General features: G+C 67.4%; 17 protein-coding genes and 2 tRNA genes. 12 read left to right on the top strand and 7 right to left on the bottom strand.

Going from position 1 to position 17,707, the window contains the following annotated elements:
• Positions 1–61: 61 nt before the first annotated feature.
• The gene (gene hisC / locus ABIC63_RS01295; RefSeq protein WP_354318397.1) at positions 62–1,147 is read left to right on the top strand and encodes a histidinol-phosphate transaminase; all 1,086 of its coding nucleotides are present in this window, start codon (positions 62–64) and stop codon (positions 1,145–1,147) included.
• A gap of 93 nt (positions 1,148–1,240) precedes the next feature.
• On the opposite strand, the gene rsgA is transcribed toward hisC, so the two are convergent.
• Positions 1,241–2,155, bottom strand: a complete 915-nt coding sequence (gene rsgA / locus ABIC63_RS01290) for a ribosome small subunit-dependent GTPase A (RefSeq protein WP_294367621.1) — start codon at positions 2,153–2,155, stop codon at positions 1,241–1,243.
• Between the two features lie 61 nt (positions 2,156–2,216).
• The gene (locus ABIC63_RS01285) at positions 2,217–3,485 is read right to left on the bottom strand and encodes a M48 family metallopeptidase (RefSeq protein ID WP_354318396.1); all 1,269 of its coding nucleotides are present in this window, start codon (positions 3,483–3,485) and stop codon (positions 2,217–2,219) included.
• A gap of 69 nt (positions 3,486–3,554) precedes the next feature.
• Here ABIC63_RS01285 and orn point away from each other — a divergent pair, with 69 nt between their 5' ends.
• From orn to greB, 4 genes are all read left to right on the top strand, one after another.
• Positions 3,555–4,139, top strand: coding sequence for an oligoribonuclease (gene orn, locus ABIC63_RS01280; protein ID WP_294367142.1), 585 nt, complete (start codon positions 3,555–3,557; stop codon positions 4,137–4,139).
• 275 nt (positions 4,140–4,414) lie between these two features.
• Positions 4,415–6,337 carry a DEAD/DEAH box helicase gene (locus tag ABIC63_RS01275; RefSeq protein WP_294367144.1) on the top strand — a complete coding sequence of 641 codons (1,923 nt, stop codon included), beginning with the start codon at positions 4,415–4,417 and terminating at the stop codon, positions 6,335–6,337.
• 428 nt (positions 6,338–6,765) lie between these two features.
• A tRNA-Arg gene (locus ABIC63_RS01270) sits at positions 6,766–6,842 on the top strand.
• Positions 6,843–6,925: 83 nt separating this feature from the next.
• Positions 6,926–7,492 (top strand): transcription elongation factor GreB, encoded by a 567-nt coding sequence (greB, locus tag ABIC63_RS01265; RefSeq protein WP_354318395.1) that lies wholly within the window; start codon positions 6,926–6,928, stop codon positions 7,490–7,492.
• A 37-nt stretch (positions 7,493–7,529) separates the two neighbouring features.
• Here greB and ABIC63_RS01260 read toward each other — a convergent pair whose 3' ends face one another.
• The 4 genes from ABIC63_RS01260 to ABIC63_RS01245 all read right to left on the bottom strand — a co-directional run bounded on the left by ABIC63_RS01260 (position 7,530) and on the right by ABIC63_RS01245 (position 11,656).
• Positions 7,530–9,785: a RelA/SpoT family protein gene (locus ABIC63_RS01260; RefSeq protein ID WP_294367148.1), complete on the bottom strand. Its 2,256-nt coding sequence runs from the start codon at positions 9,783–9,785 to the stop codon at positions 7,530–7,532.
• A 101-nt stretch (positions 9,786–9,886) separates the two neighbouring features.
• Positions 9,887–10,090 (bottom strand): DNA-directed RNA polymerase subunit omega, encoded by a 204-nt coding sequence (gene rpoZ, locus ABIC63_RS01255; RefSeq protein WP_017758912.1) that lies wholly within the window; start codon positions 10,088–10,090, stop codon positions 9,887–9,889.
• A gap of 22 nt (positions 10,091–10,112) precedes the next feature.
• Positions 10,113–10,733 carry a guanylate kinase gene (gene gmk, locus ABIC63_RS01250; RefSeq protein WP_017758911.1) on the bottom strand — a complete coding sequence of 207 codons (621 nt, stop codon included), beginning with the start codon at positions 10,731–10,733 and terminating at the stop codon, positions 10,113–10,115.
• Positions 10,734–10,738: 5 nt separating this feature from the next.
• A complete protein-coding gene (locus ABIC63_RS01245; protein WP_294367152.1) occupies positions 10,739–11,656 on the bottom strand; it encodes a YicC/YloC family endoribonuclease in 918 nt (305 codons plus the stop codon).
• A gap of 119 nt (positions 11,657–11,775) precedes the next feature.
• Between ABIC63_RS01245 and ABIC63_RS01240 the strand changes: the two genes are divergently transcribed.
• From ABIC63_RS01240 to ABIC63_RS01215, 6 genes are all read left to right on the top strand, one after another.
• Positions 11,776–12,789 (top strand): serine/threonine protein kinase, encoded by a 1,014-nt coding sequence (locus ABIC63_RS01240; protein ID WP_294367153.1) that lies wholly within the window; start codon positions 11,776–11,778, stop codon positions 12,787–12,789.
• Entirely contained in the window at positions 12,786–13,688 is a 903-nt protein-coding gene (locus ABIC63_RS01235; RefSeq protein ID WP_354318394.1) for a PP2C family protein-serine/threonine phosphatase, read from the top strand. Before ABIC63_RS01240 ends, ABIC63_RS01235 begins: the two co-directional genes overlap by 4 nt.
• An 82-nt stretch (positions 13,689–13,770) precedes the next feature.
• Positions 13,771–14,502 (top strand): ribonuclease PH, encoded by a 732-nt coding sequence (rph, locus tag ABIC63_RS01230; protein WP_017760655.1) that lies wholly within the window; start codon positions 13,771–13,773, stop codon positions 14,500–14,502.
• Between the two features lie 23 nt (positions 14,503–14,525).
• Positions 14,526–15,134 (top strand): RdgB/HAM1 family non-canonical purine NTP pyrophosphatase, encoded by a 609-nt coding sequence (gene rdgB, locus ABIC63_RS01225; protein ID WP_294367163.1) that lies wholly within the window; start codon positions 14,526–14,528, stop codon positions 15,132–15,134.
• Complete coding sequence (hemW, locus tag ABIC63_RS01220) at positions 15,131–16,390, top strand: radical SAM family heme chaperone HemW (RefSeq protein ID WP_294367166.1); 1,260 nt, start codon at positions 15,131–15,133, stop codon at positions 16,388–16,390. Before rdgB ends, hemW begins: the two co-directional genes overlap by 4 nt.
• Before the next feature lie 98 nt (positions 16,391–16,488).
• A tRNA-Ser gene (locus tag ABIC63_RS01215) sits at positions 16,489–16,573 on the top strand.
• On the opposite strand, the gene ABIC63_RS01210 is transcribed toward ABIC63_RS01215, so the two are convergent.
• Complete coding sequence (locus ABIC63_RS01210) at positions 16,562–16,909, bottom strand: hypothetical protein (protein ID WP_354318393.1); 348 nt, start codon at positions 16,907–16,909, stop codon at positions 16,562–16,564. The two genes, ABIC63_RS01215 and ABIC63_RS01210, sit on opposite strands and share 12 nt — an antisense overlap.
• A gap of 397 nt (positions 16,910–17,306) precedes the next feature.
• Between ABIC63_RS01210 and ABIC63_RS01205 the strand changes: the two genes are divergently transcribed.
• A complete protein-coding gene (locus ABIC63_RS01205) occupies positions 17,307–17,537 on the top strand; it encodes a hypothetical protein (RefSeq protein ID WP_354318392.1) in 231 nt (76 codons plus the stop codon).
• Positions 17,538–17,707 lie beyond the last annotated feature (170 nt).

Genomic DNA, 17,707 nt, shown 5'->3' with positions numbered 1-17,707 from the left:
GGCCCGCGTCGTCTTCTCTCTTTCATCTTCCTCAGCGGTCTTGTACCGCATGGTGAGCGACATGTCCCCTCCCTATCCTGTCTTCTGGAGCCCGCGTGTCGTGGGGCTCGAGCCCTATGTGCCCGGCGAGCAGCCGCGCATCGCCAACCTGGTCAAGCTCAACACCAACGAGCATCCGAGTCCGCCGTCGCCGCGGGTGATTGCCGCCATCGCCGAGGCCGCGCGTGAAGGGCTGCAGCGTTATCCCGATCCTGAGTCCACGTCGCTGCGCGAGGCCATCGCCCGCCGTCATGGCTTGCAGCCCGCGCAGGTGTTCGTCGGCAACGGCTCCGACGAGGTGCTGAGCCACGCCTTCCTGGCTTTCTTCCAGCGCGGCGAGCCCCTGCTCTTTCCCGATGTCACCTACAGCTTCTACCGGGTCTGGACCCAGCTGCACGGCATCGAGGCGGAGGCGGTGCCGGTGGACGAGGCCTTGCGCATCGACATCGACGCCCTGGCCCGGCGGGCGGAGCAGGGCTGCGCGGGCGTGGTGATCGCCAATCCGAATGCGCCGACGGGGCAGGGGCTGCCCCTGGACGCCATCGAACAGTTGCTGCGCGCCTGCCCCATGCGGGTGGTGTTGGTCGACGAGGCTTATGTGGACTTTGGCGCCAGCAGCGCCGCGGCACTGGTCGAGGCGCACCCTAACCTGTTGGTGGTGCAGACCCTCTCCAAGTCGCGCGCGCTGGCCGGCCTGCGCGTGGGCTTTGCGCTGGGGCAGGCGCCGCTCATCGAAGCCCTGGCCCGCATCAAGAACAGCTTCAACTCCTACCCGCTCGACCGGCTGGCCCAGGCCGGCGCACAGGCGGCCATCGAGGACGACGAGTGGTTCAGCGCGCAATGCCGCGCGGTGATCGACGCGCGCGAAGGGCTGACGCTGCAGCTGGAGGACCTCGGCTTCGAAGTGTTGCCTTCGCAGGCCAATTTCGTGTTCGCGCGCCATCCGCAGCGCGACGCGGCCACCCTGGCGGCAGCGCTGCGCGAGCGGGCCGTGCTGGTGCGGCATTTCCGGCAGCCGCGCATCGACCAGTGGCTGCGCATCAGCATCGGCACGCGGGCGCAGTGCGGTGTGTTGGTGGAGGCGCTGCAGGCGATCCTGGAGGGCTGAGGCTGAGGCTGAGGCTGAGGCTGAGGTTCGGCGCGGCAGTCGCGCCGGCATGCCCGGCTTGCGACTGGGAGGCGGGGCGCAGCCCGTGGCCCTTCAGTACGCCGGCCGGCTCAGCTCGTCGAAGAGTTCGTTGTAGATGCGGTAGCGCATCGCGCTGATGTCCGCGTCGCTGTTGCCGTTGCGCTCGTCACCTTCCACATGGGCGATCACGCCGCACCCAGGCTCGTGCCGGTGCGTGCAGTTGTAGAAGCGGCATTCGCCCGTGTGGGCCGCGATGTCGGGCATCAGCGCCGGCAATTGCGTGGGCTCGATGTGGTGAAGGCCGAATTCCTGGAATCCGGGCGAGTCGATCAAGGCCGTCCCGGCTGGCTTGTCCATCCAGTACCAAGTGGTCGTCGTGGTGGTGTGGCGGCCCGAATTGAGTGCCTGCGAGATCTCGCCCGTCTGCGCCAGCGCCGAAGGCACCAGCCGGTTGACCAGCGTGCTCTTGCCCACACCCGAGGGGCCGAGGATGAGTGTGGTGCGGCCTGCCAGTTCGGCCTGCACCTCGGCCAGGCCCGAGGCGCCGGTGTCCTTCAACGAAAGGGGCAGCACCCCGTAGCCCATGCGGCGGTAGGGCGCGAGTCGCTCCCAGGCCGGCGAGAAGAGACCGGGCAGGTCGCTCTTGTTGAGCACGATCAGCGCGCGGATGTGCTCGGCCTCGGCGGCGATCAGCGCCCGCGCCAGCTGATGCTCCGAAAAGTCGGGTTCCGCCGCGACCAGCATCAGGATCTGGTCCAGGTTCGCCGCGAAGGACTTGGTGCGGATCTCGTCCTGGCGGTAGAACAGATTGCGGCGCGTGTCCACCCGTTCGATGGTGCCCTCGTCGGTGCTTGGCAGCCATTGCACCCGGTCGCCCACCACGGCCTGGCTCTTCTTGCCGCGCGGGTGGCAGATGCGGCGCTCGCCGTCGGGCGACTCCACCAGGCAGTGGCGGCCATGGCTGCCGACCACCAGCCCCGCCTGCATCGTTGCCGTGGCGGGTGCGGTGCCGACGGGCGTACTGTGCTTGCTGCGGCCCACGGCTGCCTCAGGCCACCGCGGCCGGCTGCAGCCGCGCCAGGCGCTGCGCCGCCGGCGGGTGCGAGTAATAGAAGCCGACGTAGACCGGATCCGGCGTCAACGTGGACGCGTTGTCCTGGTGCAGTTTGAGCAGGGCGCGGGACAGGTCGGCACCGTCGGCATGCGTGGCCGCGAAGGCATCAGCTTCGAATTCGTCCCGACGCGACATGCGCGCCATGACCGGCGAGACGAAGAAGCTGAACACCGGCACCACCAGCATGAACAGCAGCAGCGCCAGCGCGTCGTTGGGCGCCGCCATGTGCGGCTGCACGCCCAGCCCGGTGTAGAACCAGGCCTGGGCCGACAGCCAGCCCAGAAGTGCGAAGGCCGCCAGGCTCAGCACCAGCATCAGGCCCATGCGGCGAGTGATGTGGCGGTGCTTGAAGTGGCCCAGCTCGTGGGCGAGCACGGCCTCCACCTCGCCCGGTGTGAGCTGCCGCAGCAGCGTGTCGAAGAACACCACGCGCTTGGACCGGCCGAAGCCAGTGAAGTAGGCATTGGCGTGGGCGCTGCGGCGGCTGCCGTCCATCACGAACAGGCCCTTCGCCGCGAAACCGCAGCGGGTCATCAGCGTCTGCACGCGCTGCTTGAGCGATTCGTCCTCCAGCGGCGAGAACTTGTTGAACAGCGGGGCGATCCAGGTCGGGACGATGAACTGCAGCAGCAGCGTCCAGCCCGCGAGTGCCACCCAGGCCCACAGCCACCAGAGCGGCCCGGCCGCACCCATCAACCAGAGCACCAGCGCGGCCAGCGGCAGGCCCAGCGCCACGCCCAGTGCCGTTCCCTTGAGCAGGTCGCCCAGCCAGAGCCTGGGCGTCATCTTGTTGAAGCCGAAGCGCTCTTCGAGCCGGAAGGTCTGCCACCACGTGAAGGGCAGGTCGATCAGCCCGCCGATCAGGCTGAAGGCGCCAAGCAGCGCGAGCTGTTGCCACATGCCGGCGCCGAGCCAGGTGGCCAGCGTCTTGTCCAGCAGGTCCAGGCCGCCCAGCAAGGTCCAGGCGATCAGGGTGGCCGCGCCCCAGGCGGCTTCGATCAGGCCGAAGCGCATGCGCGCGACCGTGTAGTCGGCGGCCTTGCGGTGTGCTGCCAGATCGACGGTGCCGGCAAAAGGCGCGGGCACGGCATCGCGGTGCCGGGCCACATGGCGGATCTGACGTGCCGCCAGCCAGAAGCGCAGCAGCAATCCGGCACTCAGCGCGACGGCGAAAAGAAGGGTGAAGGCAAGGGAGGCGGACATGCGTGGCGCAGTGTAGTGGCGCCCCACCGGCCACACGGGGCGCGGGTGACTGTGGGCGAGAATGCCCCGATGTCCGCATCCCAAGCCTCTTCTGCCCCGGCCCTCCCCAAGAGCGATCAGAACCTCGTCTGGCTCGACTGCGAGATGAGCGGCCTCGATCCCGAGAAGGAGCGCCTGCTCGAGATCGCCGTCGTCGTCACCAGCCCCGACCTGTCGGTGCGTATCGACGGCCCCGTGCTCGTCGTCCACCAGAGCGACGCCGTGCTCGACGCCATGGACGCGTGGAACAAGGGCACGCATGGCCGCAGCGGCCTGATCGACAAGGTGCGCACCTCCACCCTCGACGAAGCCGCTGCCGAGCAGCAGCTCATCGACTTCCTCATGCGCTACGTGCCGCGCAGCGGCTCGCCGATGTGCGGCAACACCATCGGGCAGGACCGGCGCTTCCTGGTCAAGTACATGCCGCGGCTGGAGGCTTACTTCCATTACCGCAACCTCGACGTCAGCACGCTCAAGGAATTGGCCAAGCGCTGGAAGCCCGCCGCCTATGCCGCCTTCAAGAAGCAACAGGCCCACACGGCGCTGGCCGACGTGCACGAGTCCATCGACGAGTTGCTGCACTACCGCGACACCTTCCTGCGCCTGCACGATTGAACATTTGCTCAAAGCGGGATTAGGCAAAACCCTGAACTCCTGCCATAATCGTGGGCTCGCTGCAAAACCATGACCGCAGCGAGTTTGCGCATCTCCCTTCTTGCACATTGGTCGGCGGCTCCCGCACACAGCGGAACAGCTCGATGAACCCGACCACGGCGCCTGATCCTCTTACACGGATCGCCTGCGCGCCGATAGTCGTTGGATGGTTGATGTTTTTCTGAACCTCCAACGTGCCTGCCCCTGCGGGGCGGCGTGCGTTCACGATCAGTTTTATGACCGACTCCCTGCATGAGCAGGGCGCTGCTGCGCCTGTGCTCGACCCTTCCTTTTCCACTGAAATCGTGGCTGATGGCCGCGCCGACGCGCCCGAAGCCGTCCTGGCCCACGACGTCGTCGCCGAGCCTGCTGCGCCCGAGGGCCCGCATCCTTTTGCCAAACTCGGCTTGGCGCCCGAACTCGTCGCCGCCGTGCGCGACCTGGGCTACACCGAACCCACCGCCGTCCAGACGAAGGCCATCCCGATGGCCATGCCCGGCAACGAAGAGCAGGACGCCAGCGCGGCCGGCTTCGTCGACCTGATGGTCTCCAGCCAGACCGGCAGCGGCAAGACCGCCGCCTTCCTGCTGCCCGTGCTGCACACGCTGCTGTTGCAACAGCAGCGCGAAGAAGAAGAGGCCAAGGCCGAGCATGCCCGCCTGGTGGCCGAAGCCGCCGCCCGCGGCGAAGCGCCGCCCAAGAAGCCCCGCCGCGTCAATCCGACGCAGTCGCGCAACTTCAAGGCGGCCGTCCCCGGCGCGCTGGTGCTGTGCCCCACGCGCGAACTGGCTCAGCAGGTGGCCCACGACGCCATCGAACTGGTGCGCCACTGCCGCGGCCTGCGCATCGCCAACGTGGTGGGCGGCATGCCCTACCAGTTGCAGATCGCCCGCCTGCAGAACGCCAACCTCGTGGTGGCCACGCCCGGCCGGCTGCTGGACCTGCAGCGTTCGATGCAGATCAAGCTGGATCAGGTGCGCTTCCTCGTCGTCGACGAGGCCGACCGCATGCTCGACCTGGGCTTCGCCGACGACCTCGCCGAGATCAACCAGCTGACCATCCAGCGCCAGCAGACCATGATGTTCAGCGCCACCTTTGCGCCGCGCATCCAGCAACTGGCCGCCCGCGTGATGCGCGAGCCGCGCAAGGTGCAGATCGACAGCCCGCAGCAGAAGCACGCCAACATCCGTCAGGTGCTGCACTGGGCCGACCACGCCAGCCACAAGCGTGCGCTGCTCGATCATTGGCTGCGTGACACGGCCATCCAGCAGGCCGTGGTCTTCGCCAGCACGCAGATCGAATGCGACGGCCTGGCCAATGACCTGCAGCAGGCCGGCTTCTCCGCCGTGGCGCTGCACGGGGCGCTGAGCCAGGGCCTGCGCAACCGTCGACTCATGGCGCTGCGCAACGGCCAAGTGCAGATCCTCGTGGCCACCGACGTCGCTGCCCGCGGCATCGACGTGCCGACGATCAGTCACGTCTTCAACTTCGGCCTGCCGATGAAGGCGGAGGACTACACCCACCGCATCGGCCGTACCGGGCGGGCGGGCCGCGATGGTATCGCCGTGACCTTCGCCGAGTTCCGCGACCAACGCCGCATCTTCGACATCGAAGCCTTCACCAAGCAGCAGTTCCAGCCCGAAGTGATCGAAGGCATGGAGCCGACCCGCCGTGCGCCGACGGCCCAGCCGCCGCGTGGCGGCGCGGGCCGGGGCCGTGGTGGTCCGGCCGGTCGCCAAGGAGACGACCGCCGTCGCTCGCCTGGCTTTGCCGGCGGTGGCCGTGCGCAGGGCTGGGGTGAGTCCTCGGGCGGCGCGCGTCATGGCGGCCAGCGCTCGCAGGGTTTCGACGGTGGCGCTCGCGCAGGGGGTGGCTTTGGCCGGCCTCAGGGCGACGACGGTTTCGGTGGCGGCCATCGCGGCCGTCAAGAGGGCTTCGGCGGCGGCCAACGTTCTGGCGAAGGCTTCGCAGGTCATCGTGGACACAACGAAGGCTTTGGCGGCCGTGGGCATGGCGAGGGCTTTGGCGGTCCCCGCTCGCACGGCGACAGCCGCCGGCCCGCGCCTGCTGCGCGCGACGGTCGTCCTTCGGGCGCCGGTCGTGGCCCCGGCGGCAAATCTTTTTCGGGTCGTGCCTTCGTTCCGCGTGACAGAGGCTAAAAAATCGTGTCATAATCTCACCTCTTCGGGCCGTTAGCTCAGTTGGTTAGAGCAGAGGACTTGAAGGGCATCAGCCTAAAGGTGCCTCGGCGCCAACGGATGAAGCCCGACGGGTTGCTCAAGGTAAGTTCACTCTGCCTTGAAGTAGAACTTCTCAAATTCGGCGAACGCTAACGTGCTCTTCCGAGCGCCAGGCCAACGCCGAGCGAAGCCCCGAAAGGGGAACGTGTAGAGACTCGACGGGAAGGCCGAAAGGCAAGACAGAGTCCAGACCACGAACCGGAAACGGGCAGCGAAAGCTGAAGTGGTAGGCATAATCCTTTGGTCGCTGGTTCAAGCCCAGCACGGCCTACCAGGACGGAAGAAACGAAGAAAGTTTTGCTTGATAGTTGGCGCCACGAAAATGTCGTGCTATACTAGAAAGCTCAGCGGCTGTAGCTCAGCTGGATAGAGTACTTGGCTACGAACCAAGGGGTCGTGGGTTCGATTCCTGCCAGCCGCACCATATTTCCCTATGGGGAACAACGGGTTAGCGCCACAAGCGCTAGCCCGTTTTTCTTTGTCCGAAACTTTTGAGGGAGTTCGCGCATGAGCAAAGCCTTCACCAAGGAACGCGACAACGGTGATAAGGATGACGAGGCGGGCGGCCTCCCGCCCTTGCCCCCAGGTGGCAAGAACTACATCACGCCGGCAGGTTATGAGCGCCTGCGTGCCGAACTACTGTCATTGATGGATGTGGAGCGTCCCAAGGTGGTCGAGGCCGTCCACTGGGCCGCCAAGAATGGTGACCGATCGGAAAACGGCGACTACCTGTACGGCAAGAAGCGGCTTCGAGAAATCGACCGGCGGATCCGCTTTCTCACCAAACGCCTGGAGATCGCCGAAGTGACCGATCCGTCGGCCCATTACGGCAGCGACCAGGTGTTCTTTGGCGCTACCGTGACCTACGCGGACGAATCCGGCGAGGAGCACACGGTCACCATCCTGGGGATCGACGAGGCGGAGAGCGCACAACGCCAGGTGAGCTGGATCGCGCCCATCTCGCGGACCTTGCTCAAGGCCCGCGTGGGCGATGCGCTCAAGCTGGTGACACCCGGCGGTACGCAGGAGATCGAGGTGGTCGAGGTCGTGTACCCGGCGCCGGCTTCCCGCTGATCGGACCACAGCGCGGGCGGGCGACGGCGGGGGGCGCTCAGGGCGCGGGCACGATCCGCCGTGCCGACAGCACGGACGGTGTACGCCGCGCGGCGCGCAGCACGGATTCGACATGGGCTGCGTCGCGCACAGCGATGACGAAGCGCAGGTCGGTCGAATCCTGCTGGCTTTCGTCCGGCATCTCGACGTGGGTGATGTCCGCCTCGGCCCGGGCGAGGGTGGAGGCGACGCGCGCCAGCACGCCCTTGTCGTTGCGAACCGTCACCAGGATGCCTGTCTCGAAGCTGCGCACGGGCTCGTCGGCCCATTCCACTGCGAAGAAGCGCTCGGCGTCCTTGTGGCGCAGCCGCTGGCCGACCCCGCAGGCGTCGGTGTGGACCACCAGACCTTCGCCATGGCCCAGATAGCCCACGATCGGATCGCCGGGCACGGGGCGGCAGCACAGCGCAAAGCGCACGGATGAGTTTTCGCTGCCGTCCAGCGTGACCGCGCCTTGCGAGACGTTCTCATGCGCCGTGAAGCGCTCGCGGCTCATCAGCAGCGCATCGGGCTTCTCGCCACGCTCGGCCAGCAGCGTCATCAACCGCTTGGCCACGATGCTGGCCACCCGCTTACCGAGGCCGATGTCGGTCATCAGGTCTTCGCGGTTGCGGTTGCCGGTGAAGCGCAGCAGCTTGTCCCAGATCGCCTGATAGTCCGCTTCGATTCCCGGCAGCTTGCGCACGCCCTCGGCACGCAGCGCCTGGGACAGCAGCTTTTCGCCCAGGCGCTCCGACTCGGCCTGGGCGAGGGTCTTGAGGTAATTGCGGATCTTCGAGCGGGCCCGCCCGGTACGCACAAAACCCAGCCATGCCGGGTTGGGCGTGGAGACCGGCGCGGTGATCACCTCGACCACGTCGCCGTTCTTGAGTTCGGTGCGCAGCGGCACCTGCTCTCCGTTGATGCGGGCTGCCGAGGCGTGGTGGCCCACGTTGGTGTGGATTGCATAGGCAAAGTCCACCACCGTGGCGCCGCGCGGCAGCGCCAGGATCTCGCTGCGAGGCGTGAAGACATAGACCGCGTCCGGGAACAGATCCACCTTGACGTGTTCCCAGAACTCACGCGCGTCGCGCGTCTCGTCCTGGATGTCGACCAGCGACTGCAGCCACTTGGCGCTGAGCCGCTCGCCCTGGTCTGCATCGCCGACGGCCTTGTAAAGCCAGTGTGCCGCCACGCCGGACTCGGCGACCACATGCATCGCTTCGGTACGGAGCTGGAACTCCACGTTCACGCCCGAAGGGCCCACCAGCGTCGTGTGCAGCGACTGGTAGCCGTTGATCTTGGGGATCGCGATGTGATCCTTGAACTTGCCCGGGTGCGGCTTGTACAGCTGGTGCAGCACGCCCAGGCCCGTGTAACAGGCGATCGTGCTGGGCACGATCAGGCGAAAGCCGTAGATGTCGGTGACCTGTGCAAAGCTCAGGTGCTTGTCGTCCATCTTGCGGTAGATGGAATACAGCGTCTTCTCGCGGCCGGCGATACGCACTTGGAGGCCGGCGGCAGCAAACGCCGTCTCCACGTCGCGCTGCACTTTCTGGATGAGATCGCGCCGGCGGCTGCGGGCCTTGGCCACGGCCTTGGTCAGGATCGCGTGGCGCCAGGGCTTGAGATGCCGGAACGACAACTCCTGCAACTCGCGGTAGGTCTGGTTGAGCCCCAGGCGGTAGGCGATCGGGGCGTAGATGTCCAGCGTCTCGCGCGCGATGCGGCCCCATTTGGCCCGCGGCGCATCGCTCAGGGTGCGCATGTTGTGCGTGCGGTCGGCCAGCTTGATGAGGATGACGCGCACGTCGCGCGCCATGGCGAGCAGCATCTTGCGGAAGGACTCGGCCTGGTTCTCCTCGCGCGTGTCGAACTGAAGCTTGTCGAGCTTGGTGAGGCCGTCCACCAGTTCCGCCACCGCCGAACCGAAACGCTCGACCAATTCAGGCTTGGTGACGCCGCAGTCTTCGATGGCGTCGTGCAGCAGCGCGGCCATGAGGGCCTGGGCATCGAGCTTCCACTCGGCACACTGGGCGGCGACGGCGATGGGATGCGTGATGTAGGGCTCGCCGCTGTTGCGCAACTGGCCGAGATGGGCTTCGTCGGCAAATCGGTAGGCGCGGCGCACCAGGTCCACATCCTCCGCCGCCAGATAGTCCAGTCGCGCAGTCAGCGCGGCGAAGCTGGCCGCAGCCGCATTCAGCGCGGCGGTCGGCGCCTTGCCGGGCGCCGGCGCCGCGCCGGATGCGGAAGAGGGAAGGACCACACTCATGCTTCGACTTTAGCCGCTGAAGCGTCCCGCGGTCTCCGGGCGCAAAAAAAGCACCTCGAAAGGTGCTTGTTCTTCGCCGGAGTTGCGAGAGGTGGCGGCAATCAGCCCGGAACCTTCTTGAGCATCTCGAGGCCGACCTTGCCATCGGCGATCTCGCGCAGGGCGGTGACCGCGGGCTTGTTCTTGCTCTCGATCTTGGGCGCATGGCCCTGGCTCAGCATGCGGGCGCGATAGGTGGCCGCCAGGACGAGCTGGAAGCGGTTGGGGATCTGCTGCAGGCAGTCTTCGACGGTGATGCGGGCCATGACGGTATGCCTTGATGAAGTGTCAGGGAATGTTCAGTGCCGCGAAGGTGTCGGCACGGGCGCGGCGCTGGGCAGAGTAGCGAAGCCGCTGCGCGTGAACGATCGCTTTGAGGTCGAAAAGCGCGCGTTCAAATAACTCGTTGATTATAACGTAGTCGAATTCACGGGTTTGCGTCATCTCCTCGGCCGCATTCTGCAGGCGCAGCTCAATGACCTCGGGGGCGTCCTCGCCGCGGCGCTCCAGGCGGGAGCGCAACTCTTCCCAACTCGGCGGCAGGATGAAGATCAGCACCGCGTTGGCGAACACCTTGCGCACCTGCAGCGCGCCCTGGAAGTCGATTTCCAGGATCACGTCGGCACCCGAGGCGATGCGCTCTTCCACCGCGCGCTTGGACGTGCCGTAGCGGTGGCCATGCACATTGGCCCACTCGAGGAAGGCCTCGGCCTGCACCATGGCGTCGAATTCGGCGGGCGAGACGAAGAAGTACTCGCGGCCGTGCTTTTCCTGCCCGCGCGGCGCACGGGTGGTGTGCGAGACCGACGGGTTGACCGCCGAATCCAGCTCGCGCAAGGCCTTGACCAGGCTGGACTTGCCGGCGCCGCTCGGCGCCGCGACGACAAACAGGTTTCCGGGATATTCCATGGCGCTCATTCGATGTTCTGGACCTGCTCGCGCATCTGCTCGATCAGCACCTTCATGTCGACGCCGATGCGGGTGAGTTCGAGTGCCGCCGACTTCGAGCCGAGTGTGTTGGCCTCGCGGTGCAGTTCCTGGATCAGGAAGTCGAGCCGCTTGCCGACTTCGCCGCCCTTGGTGAGCAGCCGGTCGATCTCGTCGAGGTGGGCGCGCAGACGGCCCAGTTCCTCGGCGACGTCGATGCGGATCGCAAAGGCGGTGGCCTCGGAGAGCGCGCGGTCCTGCGCGGTCTCGGGCGTCGCACTGCCCGCGGTCAGGCCCATGGCTTCCTGCCAGCGCTCCAGAAAGCGGGTGCGTTGCTGCTCCACGAGCCGGGGCACGAGCGGTTCCGCCTGCTCGGCCAGGGCGCGCAGGCCCTGCAGCCGCTCCTGCAGCAAGGCCACGAGCCGGCCGCCTTCGCGCTGGCGCGCGGCGATCAGGTCGTCCACCACGGAGGTGGCGAGAGCGACGACATCGAACTGTTCGGCGGGCAGCGTGCGGCCGCCGTCGCTGCCGGCCAGCCGCAGCACATCGGCCACGCTCAGCTCGCGGGCCGTCGGCAGCCAGGCACGCACCGCGTCCTGGACGCCGTTGAGCCGCTGCAGCAGGCGCACGGAGGGCTCGGCCACCGCCGCGTCCGTGCCGGTCTCGACCGAGCCACGCATCTCGACCTTGCCGCGCTTGAGGCGGCGGGTGAGAAGTTCGCGAAGGGCCGGCTCGTGCTGGCGCAGCTCTTCGGGCAGCTTGAAGCTCAGGTCCAGGAAGCGGCTGTTGACGGCGCGCAGCTCCAGGCCGAGGCGAGGGCCCGGGCGTTCCTCGCCCGCGGGCGCGTCCGCGCTCGACGCGCGGCTCTGGCCGCTGGCGTAACCGGTCATGCTGTAAACTGCCATTGCACCTCGCTCTCGGCTCGTGTTCGTCTGACAAGCCCCGCAGAAGCGACGGGCCGGCACCCTCTCTCATGTGGATCGACGGGCTTGCCGCCTCACCTCTTCGGGCGAAGCCTCCGATTATGTCAAAGGTCAAACCGTCGCCCCTGATGCCGGACACGGTGATCGGTGGCTACCGAGTCGTTCGACGCATTTCCTCCGGCGGTTTCGGCGTGGTCTACCTGGCGGTGGACAAGGCGGGCCAGCAGGTCGCCATCAAGGAATACCTCCCTTCGTCGCTCGTGACGCGCGAGGACGGCAGCCTCATTCCGCAGGTGGCGCCCGAAAAGCTGTCGCTCTACCGACTCGGACTCAAGAGCTTCTTCGAGGAGGGCCGGGCCCTGGCGCAGATCGCCCATGCCTCGGTGGTGAGCGTGCTCAACTTCTTCCGCGAGAACGAGACCGTCTACATGGTGATGAACTACCTGGAAGGCGCCACGCTCCAGGACTTCATCGTCACCGCCCGCGAACTCAAGCGCGCCAAGGTGTTGCGCGAGTCGACCATCCGCTCGCTGTTCGACGAGATCCTCCGCGGTCTGCGCGTGGTGCACCAGCACAAGATGCTGCACCTGGACATCAAGCCCGCCAACATCTTCATCACCGACGACGACCGCGCGGTGATGATCGACTTCGGCGCCGCCCGCGAGGTGCTCTCCAAAGAGGGCAACTTCGTGCGGCCCATGTACACGCCCGGCTTTGCTGCGCCCGAGATGTATCGGCGCGACTCTTCCATGGGCCCGTGGACCGACATCTATGCCGTGGGCGCCTGCATGTACGCCTGCATGCACGGCTATCCGCCGCTGGACGCCCCCCAGCGGCTCGACAAGGACCGCCTGGGCCTGTCGCTCACGCGCATGCGCGGCGTGTACTCGGACGACCTGATCGAGGTGGTCGAGTGGTGCATGGCCCTCGACCCGCTGTCGCGGCCCCAGTCCGTCTTCGCGCTGCAGAAGGAGCTGGGCCGCGAGGGCGAGCGCCGCTACACCAAGCTGTCGGTGGCCGAGCGCATGCGCCTGTCGATCGACAACATGCGTGCCACGGAGCGCAAGCCGCTGGCCAAGGCCGGCACGCCCACCACCCGTCCGGCGGCGTCATGAAGTTCTCCGTCTTCCAGGTCAGCCGCAAGGGCGGGCGCCTCAAGAACGAGGACCGCATGGGCTACTGCTACACCCGCGAGTCGGCGCTGTTCGTGCTGGCCGACGGCATGGGCGGCCATCCGGAAGGCGAGGTGGCGGCGCAGATCGCGCTGCAGGCGGTGGCGGCGCTGTTCCAGCGCGAGGCGCGGCCCGTGCTCAAGGACGTGCGCGCCTTCCTCGCGGCGGCGGTCATGGCGGCCCACCAGCAGATCATGCGTTACGCCAGCGGCAAGGCCATGCTCGACACGCCGCGCACCACCATCGTGGTGGCGGTGCTGCAGCAGGGTTGCGCCACCTGGGTCCACTGTGGCGATTCGCGCCTGTATGCGGTGCGGGGCAACCGGCTGATGGTGCGCACGCGAGACCACTCCAATGTCGAGCGGCCTCGTGCCGAGGGGGGCGCCATGCCGGTGAACCGCAACCTGCTGCAGACCTGCCTGGGCTCGCCGGTGCCGCCGCTGTTCGATCTGTCCGAGCCGCTGTCCCTGCAGCAGGGCGACCGCCTGATGCTCTGTTCCGACGGGCTCTGGAGCGTGGTCGAGGACGCGCTGCTGGTCCGCACCCTCGGCGCCCGCCCGGTGGCCGATGCGGCGCCCGAACTCGTCGAGATGGCCCTGCGCCGCGGCGGCAGTCACTCCGACAATGTCACGCTGATCGCGGTGGAGTGGGAGACGCCCGATGCGCCCGGCTCCGAGCCGGGCGTTTCCACCGACAGCATCGGGCCGGACGTCTTTGCCTCCAGCATCCAGGCCGGGCTGCCGGGCGAGGAAGACCACGACGAGCTCGACGAGGCCGCCATCGAGCGCTCCATCGCCGAGATCAACGAGGCGATACGGCGCTCCGCCGCCCGAAAGAACTGATCCGCGCAAGGTGCTGCACGGCGAGCCTTCCGGGCCCGCGGCCATCGCCTTGCTTTTCCACGTTTCCGATCCAGAGATTCACATGAGCCCTTTCATCCGCAGCAGCGGCCGCGCCGCCGACCAGCTCCGCCCCGTGCGCATCACCCGCGGCTTCACCATCCATGCCGAAGGCTCCGTCCTCATCGAGTTCGGCCAGACCCGCGTGCTGTGCACCGCCTCCGTCGAAGAGAAGGTGCCGCCGCACAAGCGCGGCAGCGGCGAAGGCTGGGTCACCGCCGAGTACGGCATGCTGCCGCGCGCGACCCACACCCGCGGCGATCGCGAGGCCGCACGCGGCAAGCAGAGCGGCCGCACGCAGGAGATCCAGCGACTCATCGGCCGCTCGATGCGTGCCGTGTTCGACCTGGCCGCGCTGGGCGAGCGCACGATCTACCTCGACTGCGACGTGCTGCAGGCTGATGGCGGCACCCGCACGGCCGCCATCACCGGCGCCTTTGTGGCCGCGCATGACGCCGTTGCCAAGCTCATCGCCGCCGGCACGCTGGCCGCGTCGCCCATCCGCAGCCATGTGGCCGCCATCTCGGTCGGCATCGTGCAGGGCACGCCGCTGCTGGACCTGGAATACGTCGAAGACTCTGCCTGCGACACCGACATGAACGTCGTGATGACCGGCGCCGGCCACTTCGTGGAAGTGCAGGGCACGGCCGAGGGCGCCGCCTTCAGCCGCGACGAGATGAACCAGCTGCTGGCGCTGGCCGACAAGGGCATCGCCGAGCTGGTGCAGCTGCAGAAGCAGGCGCTGCAGATCGCCTGAGCACGCGCGCGTACGAGACATCCATGAAACTGGTTCTCGCATCCAACAACGCGGGCAAGCTGGCCGAGCTGCAGCAGCTCTTCGGTACGCTGGGGCTCACGCTCGTGCGGCAGTCCGAGCTGGGCGTGGGCGAAGCGGAGGAGCCCTTCCGCACCTTCGTCGAGAACGCGCTGGCCAAGGCCCGCCACGCCAGCGCGGCCACCGGCCTGCCCGCCATTGCCGACGATGCCGGCCTGTGCGTCGACGCCTTCGGCGGCCTGCCTGGCGTGGACACGGCCTACTACGCCACGCAGTTCGGCTACGAGAAGGGCGACGCCAACAACGTCAAGGCACTGCTGGCGCAGCTGCGCGGCGAATCCAACCGCCGCGCCGCGCTGGTCAGCACGCTGGTCGCGCTGCGCCACGTCGAGGACCCCGAGCCGCTGGTCGCCGTGGGCCGCGCCGTCGGCGAGATCACCACCGAGCCGGTGGGCGAGCACGGCTTCGGCTTCGATCCGGTGATGTTCCTGCCCCAGTTCGGCAAGACCTTCGCGCAACTGCCGCCCGAGGTGAAGAACGCCCACAGCCACCGCGGCCAGGCCGCGCGCGCCATGCTGGCCCTGATGCGCGAGCGCTGGGCCCTGGGCGGATGAGCAGCATCCCGATCCAGCCCGTCGTGGCCGTGGCGCCGCAGGCCAACGACGTGCTGCACATGATGCGGCCCGGCCCGCTGCAACTGGCCGCATCGCCGCCGCTGTCGCTATACATCCACCTGCCCTGGTGCCTGCGCAAGTGCCCCTACTGCGACTTCAACTCGCACGAGTGGCGCGGTGAGGGCGATGCGGCGGCCGTGCCCGAGCAGCGCTACATCGACGCCCTGATCGCCGATCTGGATGCCGCGCTGCCCCTGGTGTGGGGCCGCACCGTGCACACCATCTTCCTGGGTGGCGGCACGCCCAGCCTGTTCGCGCCCGAAAGCATCGACCGGCTGCTCGGCGCCGTGCGCGCCCGCCTGCGGCTGGAGCCCGGCTGCGAGATCACGCTGGAGGCCAACCCCGGCACCTTCGAGCGCGACCGCTTCCGCGCCTACCGCGCCGCGGGCGTCACGCGGCTGTCGGTCGGCGTGCAGAGCTTCGACGACGCGCACCTGAAGGCGCTCGGCCGCGTGCACGACCGCCGCCAAGCCATCGCCGCCGTCGAAGAAGCCGCCCAGGCCTTCGAGACCTTCAATCTCGACCTGATGTACGCGCTGCCCGGGCAGACGCCGCAGGGCCTGGAGGCCGAGCTGGACCAGGCCCTGGCCCTTGCGCCCCCGCACCTGTCGATCTACCACCTGACCATCGAGCCCAACACCTTCTTCGCCAAGCACCCGCCCGTGCTGCCCGAGGACGACATCGCCTACGCCATGCTCGACCGCATCACCGAGCGCACGGCGGCCGCGGGCCTGGCGCGCTACGAGGTGTCGGCCTATGCAAGGCAGGGCCACAGCTGCACGCACAACCTCAACTACTGGCAGTTCGGCGACTACCTGGGCCTGGGCGCGGGTGCGCACGGCAAGCTGAGCTTTGCCCACCGCATCGTGCGGCAGGTGCGCGTGCGCGACCCGCAGCGCTACATGGCGCAGGCCCTGGCCGGCCAGGCCGTGGCCCAGAGCGACGACGTGGCACTGGCCGACCTGCCCTTCGAGTTCATGCTGAATGCGCTGCGGCTGAAGGAAGGCTTCACGCTGGCCCAGTTTGGCGAGCGCACCGGCCTGGCCATCAGCGCCATCCGCCGCCCGCTGGAAGAGGCCGAAGCCCGCGGCCTGCTGGCGCGCGACCTGCACCGCGTGTGGCCCACCGAGCGGGGCATGGATTTTCTGAGCGACCTGCAGGCGATGTTCCTGCCGGAGGGCGGCGAGGCGGACTGACGCCGACCCACCCGCGGAAGGGCGCGGCGGTGCCCTTACACTTGCGGCCTCTTTTCGCCTTCGGGCGCCATCCGGCGCCGCCGCAGAAGGCCGACCCAGGAAGCGTGGCAGAGTGGTCGATTGCACCGGTCTTGAAAACCGGCGACGGGCAACCGTCCGTGAGTTCGAATCTCACCGCTTCCGCCGAGACACAGTAGCCCCGCCTTGAGCAATCTCGGTGGGGCTTTTTGCTTCTTCGCCGGCCTCGGGGAATGCGTCAATGATCGCCTGTAGGGTGGCCAATGCCTCGGCTTCCCATGGGTCGGCTGGGTCCAGTTTGGCTGCCAGTCCTTCAAAGATCGCTCGTTTGGTGTCGTGGCCAGCGATGTGGGCGATCTGTGCACGCATGCCGAGCGGGCACGCGCGCCGGCCTGACTTCATCTCCCACAAGTTCCCCTGCGTGATGCCTAGCTGCGTCGCTAGCTTTCGTTCCGATCCGACTATCTTTCCGGCTTGTTCGATAGCAAATACCAAAGACATATCGACTCCTAAAAATGGTGTCACTCCATAAAATGGGGTAACCAAAAGTTGGGGTCAGTTGCTGACTCCATTGTTTGGTGATTTTCACCTTAGGAGCCGGCATGCTTTCCTTCCCCTCTCACTGCGCAGTCTGTGGCGCGCCCTTCACGATCACCCATTCGTGGACCCCTTGCACTCCCCCCGCTGATCAAGCTTCGGCTGATAGCTTGCCGGCTCCGGTCGAGGTAGGCGGCGGGGACTGCACCCGTGGTCCGTCCTTGGATGCGCTTCAGCTCCGTTATTTGCGGGCTGAGTACCTTGAGGACGTGGCGATGTGGGGTCGTGAGGATCCGATGTCGTTGGAGGTGTTCTCCGAGCTTCGGCGTTGTGCGGCCTTCCTCATTGGCCGGGGCTGCTGATGACTGCCTCCGATCAACTCTCCCTGTTCGAGCCTGAGGGCCCCGAAGCCCTCACGCTGCTTCGCAAACACCTGGCCGATGCGGCGCGCTACGCGAAACAGGTCGTCCAGTTTGAAGCCCTGTGCATGCCTGGTGCTGCGCGCCTGGCGCAGTCGGAGTCGGATGCCGCGTTGGGCCGTGCTGTTGTCCTCGCCATTTTCTTGGACCTTGAGAGGGAGGCGGGGTTATGAAGGGTCGTCGCTCTCCGGAGCCTGTCCTTTTGCATGTATTGGGTTGGGTCTGTTACCTGTGGGGTCTCGGTTCCCTGGTTTGGTCGGTGTCCGTCGGGGACTGGTGGAAGGCTTATGTCTCGATGGTGTGTGCTGCCGTGGGTTCGGGCGTATTCGGCCTGCTGTTGGCG

This window comes from Pseudacidovorax sp. 1753, from assembly GCF_040544975.1.
In the GTDB taxonomy this organism is placed as follows: Bacteria; Pseudomonadota; Gammaproteobacteria; order Burkholderiales; family Burkholderiaceae_C; genus Xenophilus.
Note: the sequence above shows the minus strand (reverse complement) of the source record. Positions and strands in the feature narration are given on the sequence as shown.

What these genes read in the sequence shown, in the direction of transcription:
- hisC (WP_354318397.1), top strand. Translation starts at nt 62, where the DNA reads ATGTCCCCTCCCTATCCTGTCTTCTGGAGCCCGCGTGTCGTGGGGCTC.
- rsgA (WP_294367621.1), bottom strand. Translation starts at nt 2,155, where the DNA reads ATGCAGGCGGGGCTGGTGGTCGGCAGCCATGGCCGCCACTGCCTGGTG.
- ABIC63_RS01285 (WP_354318396.1), bottom strand. Translation starts at nt 3,485, where the DNA reads ATGTCCGCCTCCCTTGCCTTCACCCTTCTTTTCGCCGTCGCGCTGAGT.
- orn (WP_294367142.1), top strand. Translation starts at nt 3,555, where the DNA reads ATGTCCGCATCCCAAGCCTCTTCTGCCCCGGCCCTCCCCAAGAGCGAT.
- ABIC63_RS01275 (WP_294367144.1), top strand. Translation starts at nt 4,415, where the DNA reads ATGACCGACTCCCTGCATGAGCAGGGCGCTGCTGCGCCTGTGCTCGAC.
- greB (WP_354318395.1), top strand. Translation starts at nt 6,926, where the DNA reads ATGAGCAAAGCCTTCACCAAGGAACGCGACAACGGTGATAAGGATGAC.
- ABIC63_RS01260 (WP_294367148.1), bottom strand. Translation starts at nt 9,785, where the DNA reads ATGAGTGTGGTCCTTCCCTCTTCCGCATCCGGCGCGGCGCCGGCGCCC.
- rpoZ (WP_017758912.1), bottom strand. Translation starts at nt 10,090, where the DNA reads ATGGCCCGCATCACCGTCGAAGACTGCCTGCAGCAGATCCCCAACCGC.
- gmk (WP_017758911.1), bottom strand. Translation starts at nt 10,733, where the DNA reads ATGGAATATCCCGGAAACCTGTTTGTCGTCGCGGCGCCGAGCGGCGCC.
- ABIC63_RS01245 (WP_294367152.1), bottom strand. Translation starts at nt 11,656, where the DNA reads ATGGCAGTTTACAGCATGACCGGTTACGCCAGCGGCCAGAGCCGCGCG.
- ABIC63_RS01240 (WP_294367153.1), top strand. Translation starts at nt 11,776, where the DNA reads ATGTCAAAGGTCAAACCGTCGCCCCTGATGCCGGACACGGTGATCGGT.
- ABIC63_RS01235 (WP_354318394.1), top strand. Translation starts at nt 12,786, where the DNA reads ATGAAGTTCTCCGTCTTCCAGGTCAGCCGCAAGGGCGGGCGCCTCAAG.
- rph (WP_017760655.1), top strand. Translation starts at nt 13,771, where the DNA reads ATGAGCCCTTTCATCCGCAGCAGCGGCCGCGCCGCCGACCAGCTCCGC.
- rdgB (WP_294367163.1), top strand. Translation starts at nt 14,526, where the DNA reads ATGAAACTGGTTCTCGCATCCAACAACGCGGGCAAGCTGGCCGAGCTG.
- hemW (WP_294367166.1), top strand. Translation starts at nt 15,131, where the DNA reads ATGAGCAGCATCCCGATCCAGCCCGTCGTGGCCGTGGCGCCGCAGGCC.
- ABIC63_RS01210 (WP_354318393.1), bottom strand. Translation starts at nt 16,909, where the DNA reads ATGTCTTTGGTATTTGCTATCGAACAAGCCGGAAAGATAGTCGGATCG.
- ABIC63_RS01205 (WP_354318392.1), top strand. Translation starts at nt 17,307, where the DNA reads ATGACTGCCTCCGATCAACTCTCCCTGTTCGAGCCTGAGGGCCCCGAA.